Source organism: Nonomuraea candida (assembly GCF_000725485.1).
GTDB classification, from domain to species: Bacteria; Actinomycetota; Actinomycetes; order Streptosporangiales; family Streptosporangiaceae; genus Nonomuraea; species Nonomuraea candida.
Window position 1 is genome coordinate 181,178 of the sequence record NZ_JOAG01000010.1, and the last position, 16,675, is coordinate 197,852.

Sequence of the window (16,675 nt, forward strand, 5' to 3'; positions counted from 1 at the left end):
GAGGCGCCGACCGGAGAGCGTCCGGAGGACCTCGGAGCGCCGACCGGAGAGCGTTTGAAGGGGCCTCGAAGCGTCAACCGCCGGCCAGGGGCAGCCGGATCTCGAACCGGCACCCCGGCCCGTCGTTGACCACCCCGATCGTCCCGTCGTGCGCCTCCACGATGCCCTGCGCGATGGCCAGCCCCAGCCCCGCCCCGCCGGCGGCGGTGGGCGTGCGCGCGGCCTCCCCCCGGAAGGCCACCTCGAAGACCCGGGGCAGGTCCTCCTCCGGGATTCCTCCGCAGCAGTCCGTGACCGACAGGCGGGCCACGCCCTCGGCGTCCGCCTCGGCCCGCAGCACCACGGTCCCGTCCGACGGCGTGTGCCGGATGGCGTTGACCACCAGGTTCCCCAGGGCGCGTCCGAGCGCCCCCGCGTCGGCCTCCACCGGCACGGCGGCGGGCGCCTCGGCGGTGAGCGTCACGCCCTTGGCCCTGGCCAGCGGCTCCGCCCCGGCGAGCGTGTCGGCGACCAGGTCGGCCAGCCCGATCCTGGCACGCGTCAGGCGGAGCGCCCCGGCGTGGATGCGCGACAGCTCGAACAGGTCGTCCACCATGCCGGACAGCCGCTCCACCTCGAGCCTGATCTGGGCGTGGTAGCGCGCGACCGTCGCGGGGTCGGACACCACGCCGTCCTCCAGCGCCTCGGCCATCGCCCGCATCCCGGCCAGCGGCGTGCGCAGGTCGTGGCTCACCCACGCCACCAGCTCGCGCCGCGCGCCCTCCAGGGCCCGCTCGCGGGCGTACGCCTCCTCAAGGGTGTCCGCGATCGTCTGCAGCTCGGCGGGCAGCCCCCGGGGGGCCGCGAACGGCGTCTCCCGTACGGCCTCCACCAGCCGCCTGCTCTCTCCGACCACCCGTCTGGCCAGCACGAACGCCACCCCGAGCCCCACGAGCCCGCCGACGGCCACCACGCTGAGCACGAAGTCCCTGGCCGCCCCCTCGATGAACATCCCGGTGATGATCGCCACGACGCCCGCCAGCGTGGCCGTCACGGCGACCACCACGACCACGGCCAGCATGACCCCGATCGACCTGGCGCGCAGCCGTCCCATCACCCAGACGCCGGCCAGCGCGACCAGCAGCCCGAGCCCGGCGGTGACGGCCACGACCTGGGCCAGGTCGCCCGGCTGCGGCATCACGGGGCGGCCAGCGGCTCGTAGCGGTAGCCGACCCCCCACACGGTCACGATCCTGCGCGGCTCGGTGGGGTCGGGCTCGATCTTCTCCCGCAGCCGCCGCACGTGCACGGTCACGGTGGAGGAGTCGCCGAACGACCACCCCCACACCTGGTCGAGCAGCGCCGACCGGCTGAACGCCTGGCGCGGGTTGCGCATGAGGTAGGCCAGCAGGTCGAACTCGCGGGCGGTGAGCGGGATCTCCTCGCCCCCCAGGCGTACCTCGTGGGCTCCCACGTCCACCACCAGGTCGCCGTCGCGCAGCACGCCGGTGCCGCCGGTGACGGAGGCGCCGCGGGCGCGCCGGAGCACCGACCGCACGCGCAGCGCCAGCTCGCGCGGGCTGAACGGCTTGGTCACGTAGTCGTCGGCGCCGGTCTCCAGTCCGGCCACGCGGTCGATCTCGTCGCCGAGCGCGGTCAGCATGATCACGGGTACGGGCCGGCGCTCCCTGAGCCGCCTGCACACCTCCAGCCCGTCGATCTTGGGCAGCATGAGGTCGAGCACCATGAGGTCGGGCGGGTCGGCCAGCGCCCTGCGCAGCGCCTCCACGCCGTCGCGCACGCACTCGACCGCGTGCCCGTCGCGCTCCAGATAGCGCGCCACGACCTCGGAGACCGTCGGATCGTCGTCCACCACCATGATGCGCGTGTTCACCCCCTCACGGTACGTCCGGGTGGTCCCGGTGCGAGGGGTACGTCATCGCTTCGTAAGCCTCAGGCCAGGTCCTCCCCGCACGAGCGGTACGTCTCGCTTCGTTAGCCTCGCGGATCATGTCCCGAGGACGTACGGTGGCTCCATGAGTAGAGTCGTGATGCTCGTCCTGGGGGCCCTGCTGGGTCTCTTCGTGCTGTTCAACTTCCTCCTGCCCATGCTGGCAGGACTGCTGAAGCTCGCCCTGATCATCGGCGTGGTCGCCGTCGTCGTCTTCGTCGCGGTCGCCGTGGTGGGCAAGTCCTCCCGTTCGCACTGACCCGCTCACGCTGACCCGTGGGCATGACGCAGTTCCTGTTCGATCCGTGGCTGGTCGGGATCACCATGATGGCGATCCTGCTGCTGGCCACGTGGGCGGCCGCGCTGCTGCCCGTCCTCGGCGGGCAGCCGCCGGGCTTTCCGCTGACCTACGCGCGCCGCAGCGCCTTCCAGCGGCAGCGTGACCCCGACGCGGCAGGTCGATCGCGTCCCCGGGCCCCTTAGGCGTGCCCCGCTTCCGTTGCGCGAGCGGGGCTCCCTGACATCTCTTCGGGCGGGCGAGCCCCTTCCTTCCCCTACGCGAGGAAACAGGGCTCATGATCGATTCTCTTGTCACGTTCGTCATCAATCTGTCCGGCGGCAGCGCCGCGCTCGGCATCGTGCTGTTCACCCTGGCCGTACGGCTCCTGCTGCTGCCGCTCAACGTGCGCCAGGCGCGCACGATGCGGATCCGGGAACGGCTCGCGCCGAGACTGCGCGAGCTGCGCGAGCGCCACGGGCGCAACCCCGAGCGGTTGTCGAAGGAGCTCAACGCCCTCTACGCCAAGGAGGGCACGTCGCCGTTCGCCGGGTTCTTGCCGATGCTGGGGCAGTTGCCGTTCCTGTGGCTGATGTACCGGGTGGCCACGCATCCGACCGCGCTCGTCGGCCATGACCTCTTCGGGGCACCCCTGGGGCACCAGGTCGCCGCGGTTGTGGCCAATTACGGTCTGGTCAGCGGACCATTTTTGGTCTTTGTATCGGTCATCGCACTGGTCATAGCGGTGGCCTGGCTCTCCAGCAGGCAGATCAAGGTCGTGGAGGAGCAGCCGGAGGTGCTGACGAAGATCATGCGGCTGCTTCCGTACGGCACGGTGCTGGCCGCGCTCGTGCTGCCGCTGGCCGCCGGGCTCTATCTGCTCGTCTCGACGGCGTGGGCCGTCGGCGAGCGCGCCGTGCTCCACGCCCGGCCCGCCTGAGCGGCGGACCGGCCCCGTGACGAGCGGCTAGCCGGCTTCCCTGAGGGCCGCCACCTGCCCGTTCACCGACTGGCTCGGCGCGGGCAGGATGGCCCAGACGGTCGTCGTGTCACCGTCGTGCCTGACCCCCCAGCTCTCCGCCACGTATTCGACGATCCCCAGCCCCCGGCCTCCGAGCGAGGACAGGGTCGGGCGGCCCGCCCGCGGCTCGGTGGCCGCACCCCCGTCGCTCACCGCCACCTCGATGTGGTCGTCGCTGCGCAGCCAGGCCACCCTGACCATGCCCGACGGCAGCGGATGCGCGTGCCTCAGCGCGTTGCTCAGCAACTCGCTCACCACCAGCACGGCATCGTCGATCGCGGCGGAAAAAACCCCACTGTCCTGCAGGTCTGTGCTCAGACGCTGGCGGGCGACGGCGACGCTGGACGGCGCGTACGGCAGCAGCACCACGCTTGACACACCCACCTCCCCGTTCCCTGTGCCCCCCGCGGGAACACTCCCCGGTACGACCGAAATGCCCCGTTACTCAATCCCAGAAACCGCATCTCGATCACAGCTTGTACACATTGGACGATAGATCAGCGCAACCGTGACCACCTCGTTACCGCATCGGTGTGTCGGATCGGATAGGGGACGCACACCTGAGGACAAGTCGCATTCTCGTGCCGCCTCCCGGCCTCGGATGGGCGCTCACATCTCCCCCTTGTGCTCTGGCGAGGCTGCGGACGATGTAGAGACCGAGCCCCACTCCACCAAACCGTCTCCGGTCGCCGCTGTCCACCTGGACGAAGCGCTCAAAGATCCGCTCCCGGTCAGGCGGGGCGATACCGACCCCCTCGTCGTCCACGACCACGACCACGTTGTCGTCCTCGGGCCAGGCCGCGACGCTGATCAGCCCGCCGTCGGGCGAGTACTTGAACGCGTTCTCCAGCAACTGCCCCAGCACGATGTCGGTGGCCAGGGCGTCGCCCAGCACGTGCGGCAGCCCCTCCGGCAGGTCCACCTCCACCCGGTGCCTGTCCGACAGCACGGGCAGCCCCAGCGTGGCCCCGTCGATCCGCTCGGCCAGGTCGAACGCCTCGATGCGCACCTTCAGCTCGTCGGCCCCCGCCCTGGCGCCCAGCAGCAGGTGGTCCATCAGCTCGCCCAGCGACCTGGACCGCTCGGCGATCGTGTGCACGGCGGCGCGGCGCTCCAGGTCGCTCATCTTCTCCCAGCGCGCGTCCAGGGTGCCGGCGAAGCCCCGCACGATCGTGATCGGCGTGCGCAGCTCGTGGCTGGTCGTGGCCAGGAACAGGTCCTTGGCCTCCTCCAGCTCCTTGGCCGCGGTCACGTCGCGGAAGTCCACGACCACCTCGCCGGTCTCCTCGATCTGCGCGCTCACCACGTCCAGCCACCGCCCGTTGTCCATCTGGAAGGTCACCTTCTCCCCGGCCGCGGGCAGCGGGAACGGCGGCGGCCCGCCGATGACCGACTCGGGCGGCAGCGCGGTCAGGCCGGCCGCGGCCGGGTTCCACCGCACCACGCGCCCGGCCTGGTCGAGCACGGCGATGCCGTCGGCGCTGGCGTCGAACACGGCCCGCTCGTGGGCCCGCTGCCGCACCGCCTCCTGGTAGGCCACCGCGTTGCCGACCGCGATGCCCGCGTGGCCGGCCAGCAGCTCCAGCAGCTCCAGTTCGAGGTGGCCGGGTGTGCTGCGGGCGAACAGGGCGTACAGGGCGCCGTACGGGCGGCCGCCCACGGCCGCCAGCCCCAGCGCGATCGTGTGCAGGCCGCGCAGCCGCGCCCACACCAGGTCGTCGAGCCCCTGGGACTCCAGCATCACGGTCTTGCCCGTGCGTAAGAGCTTGTCCACCAGGCTCGTCCGCAGGTCGGTGGTGGTGCCCCTGATCGCGTCGGGCAACTGGTAGGTGCTGACCAGCCGCAGCCGGTCGCCCTCGATGAGCACGAACCCGCCCGCGTCCGCGCCCGTCAGCTCGGTGAGGCTGGCCGAGATCCGGTCGAGCACGGCCGGCAGCTCCAACTCGGAGTTGATGTCGCCGACCACGTCGGTGAGCCGGCGCACGAGCCTGGCCCGGCGTGCCATCCGGTCTCTGGCCAGCACGTCGGCCATGGCCGGGTGATAGACGCACACGTAGCCCGCCACGGCGCTGCCCAGGCGCAGCGCGCCGATGTCGACCCGCAGGTCGAGCAGGGTGCCGTCGCGGTGCAGGCGCCGGGTGCGCAGCGAGACCGGCTCGCCGGTGCGTACGCGCTCCAGCGCCGCGTTGTGCTCGGCGCTCAGCTCGTCGGGCACGATCGGCGCCCTGCGCCCGAGCAGCTCCTGCGCCGTCCAGCCGAACACCTGCTCCGCCGCGGCGTTCCACACCAGCACGCTCTGGTCCCTGTCGAGGGCGACGACGGCGTTGGGCGAGCCGGCGAGCGCCGCACGAGCGATCTCATCGTCACTACCGGCCCATTGGTCCCCCACTCCTCCATAGTGCACGTGGCGCGGTGGGTGCGTCGGGCGATCCGTCCGATACGCTGCGGTCACGGTGATTCCCGGGTGGTCGGAGAGGTGGAGGCATGTCGAGCAACGATCTCGATGCCCTGTTGCGGGTGACCTCCAGCACCTATCGGGGTGATACGCCACCGGACATCGCCTTCGACACCTACGACGGGGCCGTGGGCCGGCTGGTGCTGGCCGTGACGGGCAAGGGCATCGCGGCGTGCAGCTTCGAGCCGGAGAACGACGTGTTCGAGCTGGTCTCCAGGCACGTGGGGCGGTTCATCGGGCCCGACGCCCGCCGGATCGACCCGGTGCGCAGGGAGCTGGACGCGTACTTCTCGGGGCGGCTGCGGACCTTCGCCACGCCGGTGGACCTGACGCTGGCCACGACCTTCGCCCGCACGGTGCTGCAGAAGACGATGGCCGTCCCCTACGGCACCACCACCACGCTGGAGGAGATCGGCCAGAGCATCGGCAGGCCGCGCGCGCTGCGCGCGATCGGCAACGCGCTGGCCTCCAACCCCGTCTGCGTGATCGTGCCCTGCCACCGGGTGGTGCGCGAGGACGGCGCGCTGGGCGACTATGCCGGCGGCCAGGCCGCCAAGCAGCACCTGCTCAACGTCGAGCGGCGCGCCGCCGCAGGATGAGCCCGATGAGGAGCGTCACCAGCCCCGCCACCAGCGCCCCGCCCAGCGCGCCGTTCATCCACGTCTGCCGGGTGAAGCCGATGGCCGTGCGCACGCCGGTCCAGAAGGCGTCCCAGGCCGGGACCGTCGGCGACGAGGTCGTCAGCCAGTAGGCCACGAAGCCCAGCGCCCACGGCGCCAGCATGACCCAGCGCGAGGGCGCGTCCTCGGAGGTGTTCCAGCGGCGGGCGCCGCCCAGCACGAAGTAGTCCACGGCGAGCACCGCGAACATCGGCACGAACACGGCCCCGATCACGCCCAGGAACGCGCTGTAGGACGTGACGTCCACGATCAGCGCGATGGCGACGGTCAGCACGCCGATCGCGACGGAGAACACCCGCCGGTCCATGCGCGGCATCAGGTTCTGCAGCGAGAGCGTGGTGGAGTAGACGTTGGCGAAGGACTGGTCGGTCTCGCGCAGCACGAGGATGCCGAAGAACAGCGCGCCCAGCGGGGCCGCGACGAACGGGCCGAAGGTCGCCACGGGGTCGGCCGAGCCGGCCATCGCCACCGCGTACACGCCCAGGCCCAGGCAGGCCACCTGCGCCAGCGTGTAACCCCCGACCACGCCGGTGAAGGCGGCGGCGCTGGAGCGCGAGTGCCTGGCGAAGTCGGCCGCCATGGGCACCCAGGAGACCGACAGCGCGATCACGTAGTCCACCGCGGCGGGGAAGGCCGTCCAGCTCCCGCCCGTCTGAGCGGGGGCCTCGCGCAGGAACACCACCGTGAACCAGATCATCGCGACGATCACGCCGGCGGTGACGTACCGGCGCAGCACCCGGATCGACCCGAGCGGCCAGATCGTCAGCGCGGTGGTCAGCACCCCCGCGACGATCACCCACACCTGGTACGGCACGCCGCCGAAGATCGCGCTGGCCCCCATCGCGATCACCCAGAGCTCGAAGGCGCCCCAGCCGAGCATCTGCACGATGTTCAGCACCGTGGGCAGGTAGGAGATCCGGGCCCCGAACAGCCCGCGCAGCAGCACCATCGACGGCTGTCCCGTGCGCGTGCCCGGGATGGCCGACAGGCCCACCATGGCGGTGCCGATCAGGCTGCCGACCACCGTCGCGACGAGCGCCGCGGCCAGGCTGAGCGGCGCGTTGCCGAGCGGGTCGAGCAGGAACATCGCCCCGGAGAAGCCCAGCAGGCTGACACCGAGGTTGGCCCAGAGCGCGCCCTGGTCGAGCACGCCCAGGGTCTTCGGCGGCCGGCCTTCGAGTGTCAGTGGAACTTCATCGGCGACATGCGTCATCGCACTTCTCCCTACGCCGGCATTATCCGGACAGGTTCCGGCGGTCGGCAGCGGATCGAATTGCTGCCCTCTCAGCCCGGCGACCCCGAGCTCCCGCGACGATCTGTAGTTTGCGCCCTCATCATGCCTTAACGGCGGCCGAACCGCCACAGTGGGCGATTTCAGGCGACGTACGGCGGCTGGCCGGTCTCGCTGACCATCGGGCGGTTCGCGGACTCCCACGACTGCATGCCGCCCCCGACGTTGACCGCGTCGCGCCCGAGCTGGTTGAGCCAGGCCGCGACCTGCATCGACCGCCCGCCCACCCGGCAGACGACGTAGATCGTCCGGTCGTCGGGGATCTCGTCGGCCCGGCCCTGGATCTGGGTCATGGGGATGTGCACGGCCTCGGGGGCGTGGCCGGCCAGCCATTCGTCCTGCTCGCGGACGTCGAGCAGGTAGGCGTCGTCGGGAACGGCGTTGGCCTCGATCTCAGGAACGGTCATGACCCCATCATCTCGCGACCGGGGAGTGCCACCGTATGAGGGAGGTGGACGGCGATCCGGGCGACCGGGCCCGCCTCACCGAGCGCCGCCGTCGGCACGCGCGTCGTAGGCGGCACGGGCGGCGGCGATCTCCTCCCGGTGCGTCTCGGTCCACGTCACCAGGGACTTGATGGTCTGGTGCAGCGTACGGCCGAGCGGCGTCAGCTCGTAGTCCACCCGGGGCGGCACGACGGGGTGGACCGTGCGGCGGACCAGGCCGTCGCGTTCGAGCTGGCGCAGCGTGACGCTGAGCATGCGCTGGCTGATGCCGTCGATCTCGCGGCGGAGCTGGGTGAAGCGCAGGCTCTCGCAGTCGAGCAGGGCGATCACCAGCAGGGACCACTTGTCGGCGATCCGGTCGAGGATCTGCCGGACCTCGCAGTCCTCCCTGACGTCCCACTGGCGCACGTCGTAGTCGTCGTCGTCCATGGTGCCTTCGGAGTAACTGAGTGATCTGAAAGTGCCGTCTTCCATGAAATTTCATGCTGGCGCATGATTTGCACGGTTACAAGAGAGAACTGAGCGACGAGAAGTAACCGGGGGTTTGTCGTGCCTGTGTCTGCCCGTTCCTGGGCCGTGTTGATCGTTCTGTGCGGTGCCATCTTCCTGGAGGGCATCGACGTGGCGATGCTGAACGTCGCCCTGCCGTCCATCCGGGCCGACCTCGGGCTGTCCACGGGCATGCTGAGCGGGGTCGTGAGCGCGTACGTGCTGGGTTACGGCGGGTTCATGCTGCTCGGCGGCCGGGCGGCCGACCTGCTGGGGCGGCGCCGGATGTTCCTGCTGTGGCTGACGGTCTTCCTGCTCTTCTCCGGGCTGGGCGGCTTCGCGCAGGAGGGGTGGGTGCTGCTGCTGGCCAGGTTCGTCACCGGGGTGGCCGCCGGCTTCATGACGCCCGCCGGGCTGTCGCTGATCACCACGAGCTTTCCCGAGGGCAGGCCGCGCAACCGGGCCCTGCTCATCTACGCCGGCACGGCGGCGGGCGGGTTCGCGCTCGGGCTGGTGATCGGCGGCCTGCTGACCGCGATCGACTGGCGCTGGGTGTTCTTCGCCCCGGTCCTGCTGTCGCTGGTCATCCTGCTCGCCGCGATCCCGCTGCTCAGGGAGCCGGAGGCGGAGCGTCCCGCGGTGCGGGGCTTCGACCTGGCGGGCGCGGCCAGCGTCACCGGGGCGATGATGCTGCTGGTCTACGGCGTCGTACGGCTGGAGCGCCCGGCCGACGGCCCCCTGCTCACGGTCGCGGCCTTCGCCGGCGGCCTGGCCCTGCTGGCGCTCTTCGTCACCATCGAACGCCGCTCCGCCAACCCCCTGGTGCGCCTCGGCATCCTGCGCTCGGGCCCGCTGGTGCGCGCGAACCTGATGGCCGCCCTGCTCACCGCCTCGTTCTTCGGCTTCCAGTTCCTGCTCACGCTCTACCTCCAGGAACTGCGCGGCTGGTCCACGATCCAGACCGGCCTCGCCCTGCTGGCCGCCGCCGCCGACGTGGTGCTGGCCCCCACGCTCACGCCGTGGCTGGTCAACCGGTACGGCAACGTCAAGGTCGTGCTCGGCGGCCTGCTGTCGGGCCTGCTGGCCTACGCGTTGTTCCTCGGGGTGGGCCTGGACTGGACGTACGCGGCCATGCTGCCGTCGATGCTGCTGATCGGCCTGATGTTCGCCTTCGCCTACGGCCCGCTGACCATCGTGGCCACGGACGGCATCGCCCCGCAGGAGCAGGGCCTGGCCGGCGGGCTGCTCAACTCCTCGTTCCAGTTCGGCGCGGCGCTGGGCCTGTCGATGGTGACCGCGGTGAACGTGGCGGTGCTGGGCGGCGCGACCGGCAAGGAGGCGGGGCTGGCGGCGATGCGCACGGCGCTGCTGGTGCCCACCGCCGCGACGCTGCTGGCCGCGGTCATCGCGGTCGTGAGCCTGCGTACGCGGGCGCGCGTCCGCGTCGAGGAGCCGGTGCTCACCGCCACCTGAGCGGCGCCCCGTGCCCGCGGCGGGGCTATTTGAGCAGCTTGGACAGGCGGCGGTCGGCCAGCGGCTTGCCGCCCGTCTGGCAGGTGGGGCAGTACTGCAGCGAGGAGTCGGCGAACGAGACCTCCCTGATCGTGTCGCCGCACACGTCGCAGGGCTGCCCCGTGCGGTTGTGCACGCGCAGCCCGGACTTCTTCTCCGCCTTGAGGTCCTTGGCCGCCAGGCCGTGCGCGCGCTCGACCGCGTCGGCCAGCGTGGTGACGATGGCCTCGTGCAGGTCGGCGATCTGCGCGTCGGTCAGCGTCGCGGCGATCTTGAACGGGGACATCCTGGCCGCGTGCAGCACCTCGTCGGAGTAGGCGTTCCCGATGCCCGCGATGACCTTCTGGTCGCGCAGCAGCCCCTTGATCTGGGAGCGGTTGCCGCTGACGATGCGCTTGAGCGCGTCGACGGTGAAGGAGTCGGCGAGGGGGTCGGGGCCGAGGGCGGCGACGCCGGGCACATCGTCCGGATTTTTCGTGACATAGACGGCCAGCCGCTTCTGGGTCCCCGCCTCCGTCAGCTCGAACCCCGGCGCCCGGCCCTCATCGTCGGGCGCCAGCCGCACCCGCACCGCCAGCGGCCCCTTGCCCGGCCGCACCGGCCGGGCTCCCGACAGGTCCTCGCGCCAGCGCAGCCACCCGGCCCGCGCCAGGTGGATGACCAGGTGCAGGCCGTCGCAGTCGAGGTCGAGGAACTTGCCGTGCCTGGTCACGCCGGTGACCGTCAGTCCGCCGAGCGCGCTCACCGGCGGGTCGAACGTCTTGAGCGCCTGGAAGGCGACCACGTCGACGCCCAGGATCGTGCGGCCCACCGCCCGCTCGCGCAGGAAGTGGGTAAGGGACTCCACTTCGGGAAGTTCGGGCATGCTCCCAGGGTACGTGCCGCGCCCCGATGTCCAGGGCCCGTCACCCCGGCCACGACGCCTCGCCCGCAGGACGGGCGCGCACCCACCGGCGGGCACCCGGCCGATGTGCGGCCAACCGGCGGGCACCCGGCCGACGTGCGCCCCACCGGCGGGCGGCCGGCCGGTCGTGCTCCGGGAGGGGCCGGCCGGCGGGGGTCAGTTGGCGTCGAGGATCTCCTTGGGCACCGGCCGGTCCTCCTTCAGGGCGTTGAAGAGCTGCAACGCCTTCGTCCTGTCCCACTTGACCGCCGTGCCGCCGTTGGGGATGACCTCGTTGCCGCCGAACGGCACCACCGTGGTCACCGGGCTGTCGCCCATGGCCAGGCCCAGCGAGAGCAGGTTGAAAGCGCCCGTGCCGTCGTCGACCTCGACCGCGTCGGTGGCGCTCATGGCCAGCGGGATCGAGGTGAACGGGTTGATCAGCACGCCGGGGCTGGCGGCCTTCTTCACCACCGCGCCGAGGAACTGCCGCTGCCGCTTGGTGCGCTCGAAGTCGGGCAGCGCGCCGCCCTTGCGGGTGCGTACGTAGCCCAGGGCCTGCGAGCCGTTGAGCTCCTGCACGCCCTTCTTCAGCTTGAGCCCCGCCTTGGGGTCGTTCACGGCCGCGCGGACGTTGATCTCGACCCCGCCGATGGCGTCGACGATGTCCACGAAGCCGGCGAAGCCGATCTCCATGTAGTGGTCGATGTGCACGCCGGTGACCGTCTCAACCGTCTGGACCAACAGCCTCGGCCCGCCGATGGCGTAGGCGGAGTTGAGCTTGTCGCGCCCCTTGCCCGGGATGGTGACGGCGGAGTCGCGCGGCAGGCTGACCAGCGTGGGCTTGTCGCCGCTCTCGGGGATGTGCAGCAGCATCATCGAGTCGGTGCGCTGCCCGGCGGCGCGGCCCGTGGCGAGCCTCTTGCGCTGGGCCGCGGTCAGGCCCTTGCGGCTGTCGGAGCCGACGAGCAGCCAGTTGGTGCCGGGGGTGTCGGCCACGCGGTCGGGATACTCGTCGAGCACGCCCTCGATCCCGGTCAGCCGGGAGTTGATCCAGAAGAACAGGCCCACGGCGGCCACCAGCAGCACGACCAGTAACCCGGCGATGATCCGCAGGATCGCGCGGCCCGACGGTCTCCTGCGCGGCCCGCCGGGGCCCTTCGGCGGCCGGCCCGGCCCCTCGGGCGGGCCCTCGCCCCGGGAGCGGAGCGGCCTGATGGGGCTCTTGCCCGAGCGTTCGCGCCCGTAGACCCGCGCGCCGGCGCGCGGCGGCTCGGCCCGCAGCGACTCGGGGACCTGAGCGGCGGCGGGAAGCTTGTGCGTGGGCGCTCCCGGCCCTCCTGCGGGCGCGGGCGCTCCCGGCCCTCCTGCGGGCAGCCGATGGGCGGGCGCGCCACCGGAACGCAGGCCGTCACCGGGCCGTGGTGGCAGCGGGCGGCCGTCGCCTGGCGAGCGCATGGCCCGCGTCCGGTCGTCCTCAGACACTTCGCCTTCCCTTCGCTTTGTCATAAACGCTACGTCCAACCCCCTGGCAGTGAAGACGTTCGGCCAAGCTTTTCCCAGGGAAAAGTACGCGGAACCGGCTCAGAGTCACTGCGGAAACATAGATGCCACCAGCATCGTTACCGTTATGGACGACCTCTATCGAAGGGATGATCGTGTCCGATCCGGACCCCTGGAGTCTTCGCCCGTGCTCAGGCACGGGTTCCTCTGAGGGCTCACTGCGGTGAGCGCCTATCTCGGGCTGCTGGCCCTCTTGCTCCTCACTGCGGCGACGGGCTACTTCGTCGCCCAGGAGTTCGCCTTCGTGGCCGCCGATCGCGGCGTGCTGCGTGAGCAGGCCGCCGCCGGCGACGTCTCCGCCCAGAAGGCACTCCAAGTCACTTCTCGCCTGTCCTTCATGCTCTCCGGCGCCCAGCTCGGCATCACGGTGACGGCGCTGCTGGTCGGGTTCCTGGCCGAGCCGGCGATCGCCACGATCACCCGGCCCTGGCTGGCCGACGCCGGCCTGTCCGACTCGATGATCACGGGTGTCTCCGTGGCGATCGGCGTCTTCGTGGCGACCGTGGTGCAGATGGTGCTCGGCGAGCTGGCCCCGAAGAACCTGGGCATCGCCAGGCCGGAGCCGGTCGCCAAGTTCCTGGCCCGTTCGACGCTGGTCTATCTGACCGTCGTCGGCCCGGTGGTCAGGCTGTTCGACTCGGCCGCCACCGGCCTGCTCAGACGCGTCGGCATCGAGCCGGTGGAGGAGGTGGAGCACGGCGCCACCCCCGAGGAGCTGTCGCGCATCATCGCCGACTCGACCCAGGCGGGCGAGCTGCCGCCGAGGCTGTCGGACCTGCTGGAGCGGGCGCTGAGGTTCGGCGACCGCACCGCCGAGGAGATCATGGTCCCCCGCCCCAGGGTGGTGGTGCTGCGCTCCTCGCAGCCCATCTCCGACCTGCTGTCGGTGATGCGCGAGTGCGGCCACTCCCGCTACCCGGTGCTCGGTGACGACGGTGACGTGGCGGGCGTGACCGGCGTGCGCGAGCTGCTCGCCTCCGGCCTCGACGAGGGCCGCATCGCCACCATCACGCGCCCCGCGCTGCTGGTCCCCGACTCGGTCCCGCTGCCCGCCGTCCTGGACCGGATGAGGGCCGCGAAGGACGACATCGCCTGCGTCATCGACGAGTACGGCGGCCTGGCCGGCGTCATCACCGTGGAGGACCTGGCGGAAGAGCTGGTCGGTGAGCTCGTCGACGAGAACGACCCGGAGCCGGTGGGCGCGGTGGAGCACCCCGACGGCATCTGGGAGGTCCCCGGCAGCCTCCGCCTGGACGAGGTGGAGCGCGCGACCGGCGTGGCGCTCCCCGAGAGCGACGACTACGACACCCTCGCCGGCCTGGTGCTGGCCAAGCTGGGCAGGATGCCGAACCCGGGTGACACGGTCGTCGTGCCGATCACCCCCGACGCGGACCCGTTCGCGGAGACGGCACAGGAACATCTGGCGGAACTCACAGTCATGTCACTCAACCGCCGCGTCCCCGAGTGGGTGCGGCTGACGCCCCTCCAGCACGTGGAGGCGACGTCCCGATGACCATGATCATCATAAGCCTCGCGCTGCTCGCCTTCAACGCGCTCTTCGTGGCCGCGGAGTTCGCCTTCGTCTCCTCCCGGCGCCACCGCCTGGAGGAGATGGCCTCGGGCGGCAACCGCCTGGTCAGGATGGCCGCCAGGTCGGCGGCCGGCGGCAGCAGGCAGCTCTCGCTCATGCTGGCCGGCGCCCAGCTCGGCATCACGCTGTGCACGCTGGGGCTGGGGCAGGTCACCGAGCCGGCGATCGAGCACTACCTGGAGCCGGTCTTCGCGGCCATCGGCGTCCCCGAGGCGCTGCGCCTGCCGATCGCGCTGACGTTCTCGCTGGCCCTGGTGACCTTCCTGCACATGGTGGTGGGCGAGATGGCGCCCAAGTCCTGGGCGCTGACGCACCCGGAGCGGGCCGCGTTGCTGCTCACGTTCCCGTTCCGGGCCTTCACCACCGTGATGCGCCCGCTGCTGTCGACGCTGAACGGCCTGACGAACGTGCTGCTCCACCTCTTCGGCGTGCAGGCGCGAGACGAGCTGGCGACGACCAGGACGCCGCGCCAGCTCGCCATGCTCGTGGGCGAGTCGGGCCGGATGGGCCTGCTCGACCGCGAGGAGCACGACCTGCTGACCAGGGCGCTGCGGCTGGACGACGAGGGCATCGAACGCCTGATGGTGCCCATCGACCGGGCCGTCAAGGTGCCGGTGACGGCCACGGCGTCCGAGATCAGGTCCGTCGCGGCGGGCAGCCGCCACCTGCGGCTCCTGGTGGAGGGCCCCACGGGGGTGAGCAGCGCGCTGCACGCCCGCGACGCCCTGCTGAAGCCCGGCAGCACGGCCGGGGACCTCGCGCGGCCCCTGCCGAAGCTCCCGTGCGTCACGCAGGTGCCCGAGGCCGTCACGGTCCTGCAGGAGGCGCGCTCCCACCTCGGCCTGGTGACGAACCAGGACGGCGAGGTCATCGGCATGGTGAGCCTCACCGACCTGGTGGGCGAGCTCCTGGACACCAGGGCCGCCTGACCCTCCCTCCGCTCCGGTACGGGCACGGCACGCCCGTACCGGGCGGCTCAGCGCGTGTTCGCGCGCTGTCAGAGCCGTGTCAGCGGCGGCCGCCATCTTCGGAGTGCGAGCCGGACGGCGACGAGGCGCACAGGAGCCTCGGACGCCTGCCACCCGGAGAGACGGAAGAGGAAGCGCCCATGTCGAACGTCAGCCTGTCCGAGTCGAACGTGAACCTGTCCGAGCTGGTCGCCGCCCGCCTGATCGTGGGCGTGGACCTGGCCGGCCGCCTGTTCACCCGCGCCTGACCGCCTCGCGGGCGTCCGCACCCCTGGCGCCCGCCCGGCGCGGGCCCGTTCCGGCGCGGGCCCGTTCCGATCGGAATCGGGCCCGGCGGAAAAGAGCGGTGCGTGCCGCAGCGGTAACCACATAATGTGACCTAAATCACGTAAGTCATCCGAAAGCGATCTGCAAGCGGGGGGCTCTACGGTCTCCATGCGGAGCACAACCGTTCACACAAGGTCGTGACAAAGAAGTAGCCCCGGCTCTTGCGAACCGGGGCTTGTTTCGTCAGTGTGGGTCTGCCGATTTCATCGGTGACCCGAGGTGGGCGAGGAGGGATTTGAACCCTCACGTCCTTTCGGACACACGGACCTGAACCGTGCGCGTCTGCCGTTCCGCCACCCGCCCTTGTGGGTGCGGAAAGAACATTAGCACGGAACAGCCAGTGGTACTGAACCCGGATACGATCGCATAAGACACGGGAGCGGAGGAGCTGGGCGCGGCAGCCGACGGGCGCCTGGCACGCCGCGACGTGGAACGAGCGGAAACCGGGCGCCGAAGCGTCTCGGGGCCGCGATCATATGCACGGAGGAAGGGAGGTACCCGGTGGGAGTCCTTCAGCGCTTCGAGCGAAGGCTCGAAGGCTTGGTTGAGGGGGCCTTTGCGCGGGCGTTCAAATCTGACCTTCAGCCGGTCGAGGTCGCCAGCGCGGTTCAGCGGGAGATGGATGAGCGTGCGGCGATCGTCGCGCAGGGTCGGACGCTCGTGCCCAACGACTTCGTGGTCGAGCTGTCCACGACCGACAGCGAACGGCTCGAGGTCTACGCCGACAGCATCAGCCACGAGCTGGCCAACCTCGCCAGGGAGTACGCCAAGGAACAGGGCTACTCCTTTGTGGGACCGGTCCGGGTCCGTTTCGAGACCGCGGGCGACCTGGCTGTGGGTCTGTTCCGCATCAGGTCGGGGGTCATCCGCGGCGCGACGGTCGAGCAGGACGAGATCCGTCAGCCGGCGAGCGACCTGCCCCCTTCCCGTCCGCACGCGTTCAACGGGCGGCCGCGGCTGCTCGTCTCCACGCAGGACGATCCGCAGGGCGACCGCTCCTACGAGCTCACCACTCCGGTGACCTTGCTCGGCAGGGGCACCGACTGCGATCTCCGCCTCGTCGATCCAGGAGTCTCGCGGCACCACGCGGAGCTGCGCGTCGAGGGCCAGCTCGTGGTCCTCGTCGATCTCGGATCGACGAACGGCACCTTCGTCAATGGCCAGCCGGTACGCAGGATCGAGCTCCAGAACGGCACGCGAGTGACCCTGGGGCGTACGACTCTGGTGTTCCGGCGCGATTAGG

17 protein-coding genes, 1 tRNA gene and 1 riboswitch are annotated in these 16,675 nt (G+C 71.2%); of the genes, 8 read left to right on the plus strand and 10 right to left on the minus strand.

The window, feature by feature from the left end:
- Positions 1 to 73: 73 nt before the first annotated feature.
- Positions 74 to 1,177 (minus strand): sensor histidine kinase, encoded by a 1,104-nt coding sequence (locus IO39_RS10645; RefSeq protein ID WP_043619768.1) that lies wholly within the window; start codon positions 1,175 to 1,177, stop codon positions 74 to 76.
- The gene (locus IO39_RS10650) at positions 1,177 to 1,872 is read right to left on the minus strand and encodes a response regulator transcription factor (RefSeq protein WP_084772655.1); all 696 of its coding nucleotides are present in this window, start codon (positions 1,870 to 1,872) and stop codon (positions 1,177 to 1,179) included. Before IO39_RS10650 ends, IO39_RS10645 begins: the two co-directional genes overlap by 1 nt.
- Positions 1,873 to 2,014: 142 nt before the next feature.
- On the opposite strand from IO39_RS10650, the gene IO39_RS54285 reads away from it, so the two are divergent.
- The 3 genes from IO39_RS54285 to IO39_RS10660 all read left to right on the plus strand — a co-directional run bounded on the left by IO39_RS54285 (position 2,015) and on the right by IO39_RS10660 (position 3,146).
- Complete coding sequence (locus tag IO39_RS54285; RefSeq protein ID WP_157548162.1) at positions 2,015 to 2,188, plus strand: hypothetical protein; 174 nt, start codon at positions 2,015 to 2,017, stop codon at positions 2,186 to 2,188.
- A gap of 23 nt (positions 2,189 to 2,211) precedes the next feature.
- A complete protein-coding gene (locus IO39_RS10655) occupies positions 2,212 to 2,412 on the plus strand; it encodes a DUF6412 domain-containing protein (RefSeq protein ID WP_043619770.1) in 201 nt (66 codons plus the stop codon).
- A gap of 92 nt (positions 2,413 to 2,504) precedes the next feature.
- Positions 2,505 to 3,146 carry a YidC/Oxa1 family membrane protein insertase gene (locus IO39_RS10660; protein ID WP_052422707.1) on the plus strand — a complete coding sequence of 214 codons (642 nt, stop codon included), beginning with the start codon at positions 2,505 to 2,507 and terminating at the stop codon, positions 3,144 to 3,146.
- Between the two features lie 27 nt (positions 3,147 to 3,173).
- On the opposite strand, the gene IO39_RS10665 is transcribed toward IO39_RS10660, so the two are convergent.
- Positions 3,174 to 3,605 (minus strand): ATP-binding protein, encoded by a 432-nt coding sequence (locus IO39_RS10665; RefSeq protein ID WP_245641903.1) that lies wholly within the window; start codon positions 3,603 to 3,605, stop codon positions 3,174 to 3,176.
- Positions 3,606 to 3,747: 142 nt separating this feature from the next.
- On the minus strand, positions 3,748 to 5,616 hold the full coding sequence (locus IO39_RS10670; protein WP_052422708.1) for an ATP-binding protein: 1,869 nt from the start codon (positions 5,614 to 5,616) through the stop codon (positions 3,748 to 3,750).
- A 95-nt stretch (positions 5,617 to 5,711) separates the two neighbouring features.
- On the opposite strand from IO39_RS10670, the gene IO39_RS10675 reads away from it, so the two are divergent.
- Entirely contained in the window at positions 5,712 to 6,281 is a 570-nt protein-coding gene (locus IO39_RS10675; protein ID WP_043619774.1) for a methylated-DNA--[protein]-cysteine S-methyltransferase, read from the plus strand.
- Here IO39_RS10675 and IO39_RS10680 read toward each other — a convergent pair.
- From IO39_RS10680 to IO39_RS10690, 3 genes are all read right to left on the minus strand, one after another.
- Positions 6,250 to 7,575, minus strand: a complete 1,326-nt coding sequence (locus IO39_RS10680; RefSeq protein ID WP_043619776.1) for a purine-cytosine permease family protein — start codon at positions 7,573 to 7,575, stop codon at positions 6,250 to 6,252. The two genes, IO39_RS10675 and IO39_RS10680, sit on opposite strands and share 32 nt — an antisense overlap.
- A riboswitch (TPP riboswitch) is annotated at positions 7,567 to 7,682 on the minus strand. It overlaps the preceding gene by 9 nt.
- Before the next feature lie 54 nt (positions 7,683 to 7,736).
- A complete protein-coding gene (locus IO39_RS10685) occupies positions 7,737 to 8,060 on the minus strand; it encodes a rhodanese-like domain-containing protein (RefSeq protein WP_043619778.1) in 324 nt (107 codons plus the stop codon).
- 75 nt (positions 8,061 to 8,135) lie between these two features.
- Positions 8,136 to 8,573: a winged helix-turn-helix transcriptional regulator gene (locus IO39_RS10690; RefSeq protein WP_043619780.1), complete on the minus strand. Its 438-nt coding sequence runs from the start codon at positions 8,571 to 8,573 to the stop codon at positions 8,136 to 8,138.
- A gap of 102 nt (positions 8,574 to 8,675) precedes the next feature.
- On the opposite strand from IO39_RS10690, the gene IO39_RS10695 reads away from it, so the two are divergent.
- On the plus strand, positions 8,676 to 10,061 hold the full coding sequence (locus tag IO39_RS10695; RefSeq protein WP_245641904.1) for an MFS transporter: 1,386 nt from the start codon (positions 8,676 to 8,678) through the stop codon (positions 10,059 to 10,061).
- Positions 10,062 to 10,086: 25 nt separating this feature from the next.
- Here IO39_RS10695 and IO39_RS10700 read toward each other — a convergent pair whose 3' ends face one another.
- Complete coding sequence (locus tag IO39_RS10700; protein WP_043619786.1) at positions 10,087 to 10,965, minus strand: Fpg/Nei family DNA glycosylase; 879 nt, start codon at positions 10,963 to 10,965, stop codon at positions 10,087 to 10,089.
- A 195-nt stretch (positions 10,966 to 11,160) separates the two neighbouring features.
- Positions 11,161 to 12,468 (minus strand): LCP family protein, encoded by a 1,308-nt coding sequence (locus tag IO39_RS10705; protein ID WP_245641905.1) that lies wholly within the window; start codon positions 12,466 to 12,468, stop codon positions 11,161 to 11,163.
- Positions 12,469 to 12,709: 241 nt separating this feature from the next.
- Between IO39_RS10705 and IO39_RS10710 the strand changes: the two genes are divergently transcribed.
- Both IO39_RS10710 and IO39_RS10715 read left to right on the plus strand, forming a co-directional pair.
- Complete coding sequence (locus IO39_RS10710) at positions 12,710 to 14,059, plus strand: hemolysin family protein (RefSeq protein WP_043619788.1); 1,350 nt, start codon at positions 12,710 to 12,712, stop codon at positions 14,057 to 14,059.
- Positions 14,056 to 15,066 (plus strand): hemolysin family protein, encoded by a 1,011-nt coding sequence (locus tag IO39_RS10715; RefSeq protein WP_043619790.1) that lies wholly within the window; start codon positions 14,056 to 14,058, stop codon positions 15,064 to 15,066. The genes IO39_RS10710 and IO39_RS10715 overlap by 4 nt, the downstream gene beginning before the upstream one ends.
- Before the next feature lie 586 nt (positions 15,067 to 15,652).
- Here the strand turns inward: IO39_RS10715 and IO39_RS10720 are convergent.
- Positions 15,653 to 15,735: transfer RNA gene (locus tag IO39_RS10720), tRNA-Leu, on the minus strand.
- 198 nt (positions 15,736 to 15,933) lie between these two features.
- On the opposite strand from IO39_RS10720, the gene IO39_RS10725 reads away from it, so the two are divergent.
- On the plus strand, positions 15,934 to 16,674 hold the full coding sequence (locus tag IO39_RS10725) for an FHA domain-containing protein (protein WP_043619792.1): 741 nt from the start codon (positions 15,934 to 15,936) through the stop codon (positions 16,672 to 16,674).
- The last annotated feature ends 1 nt before the right edge of the window (position 16,675 follow it).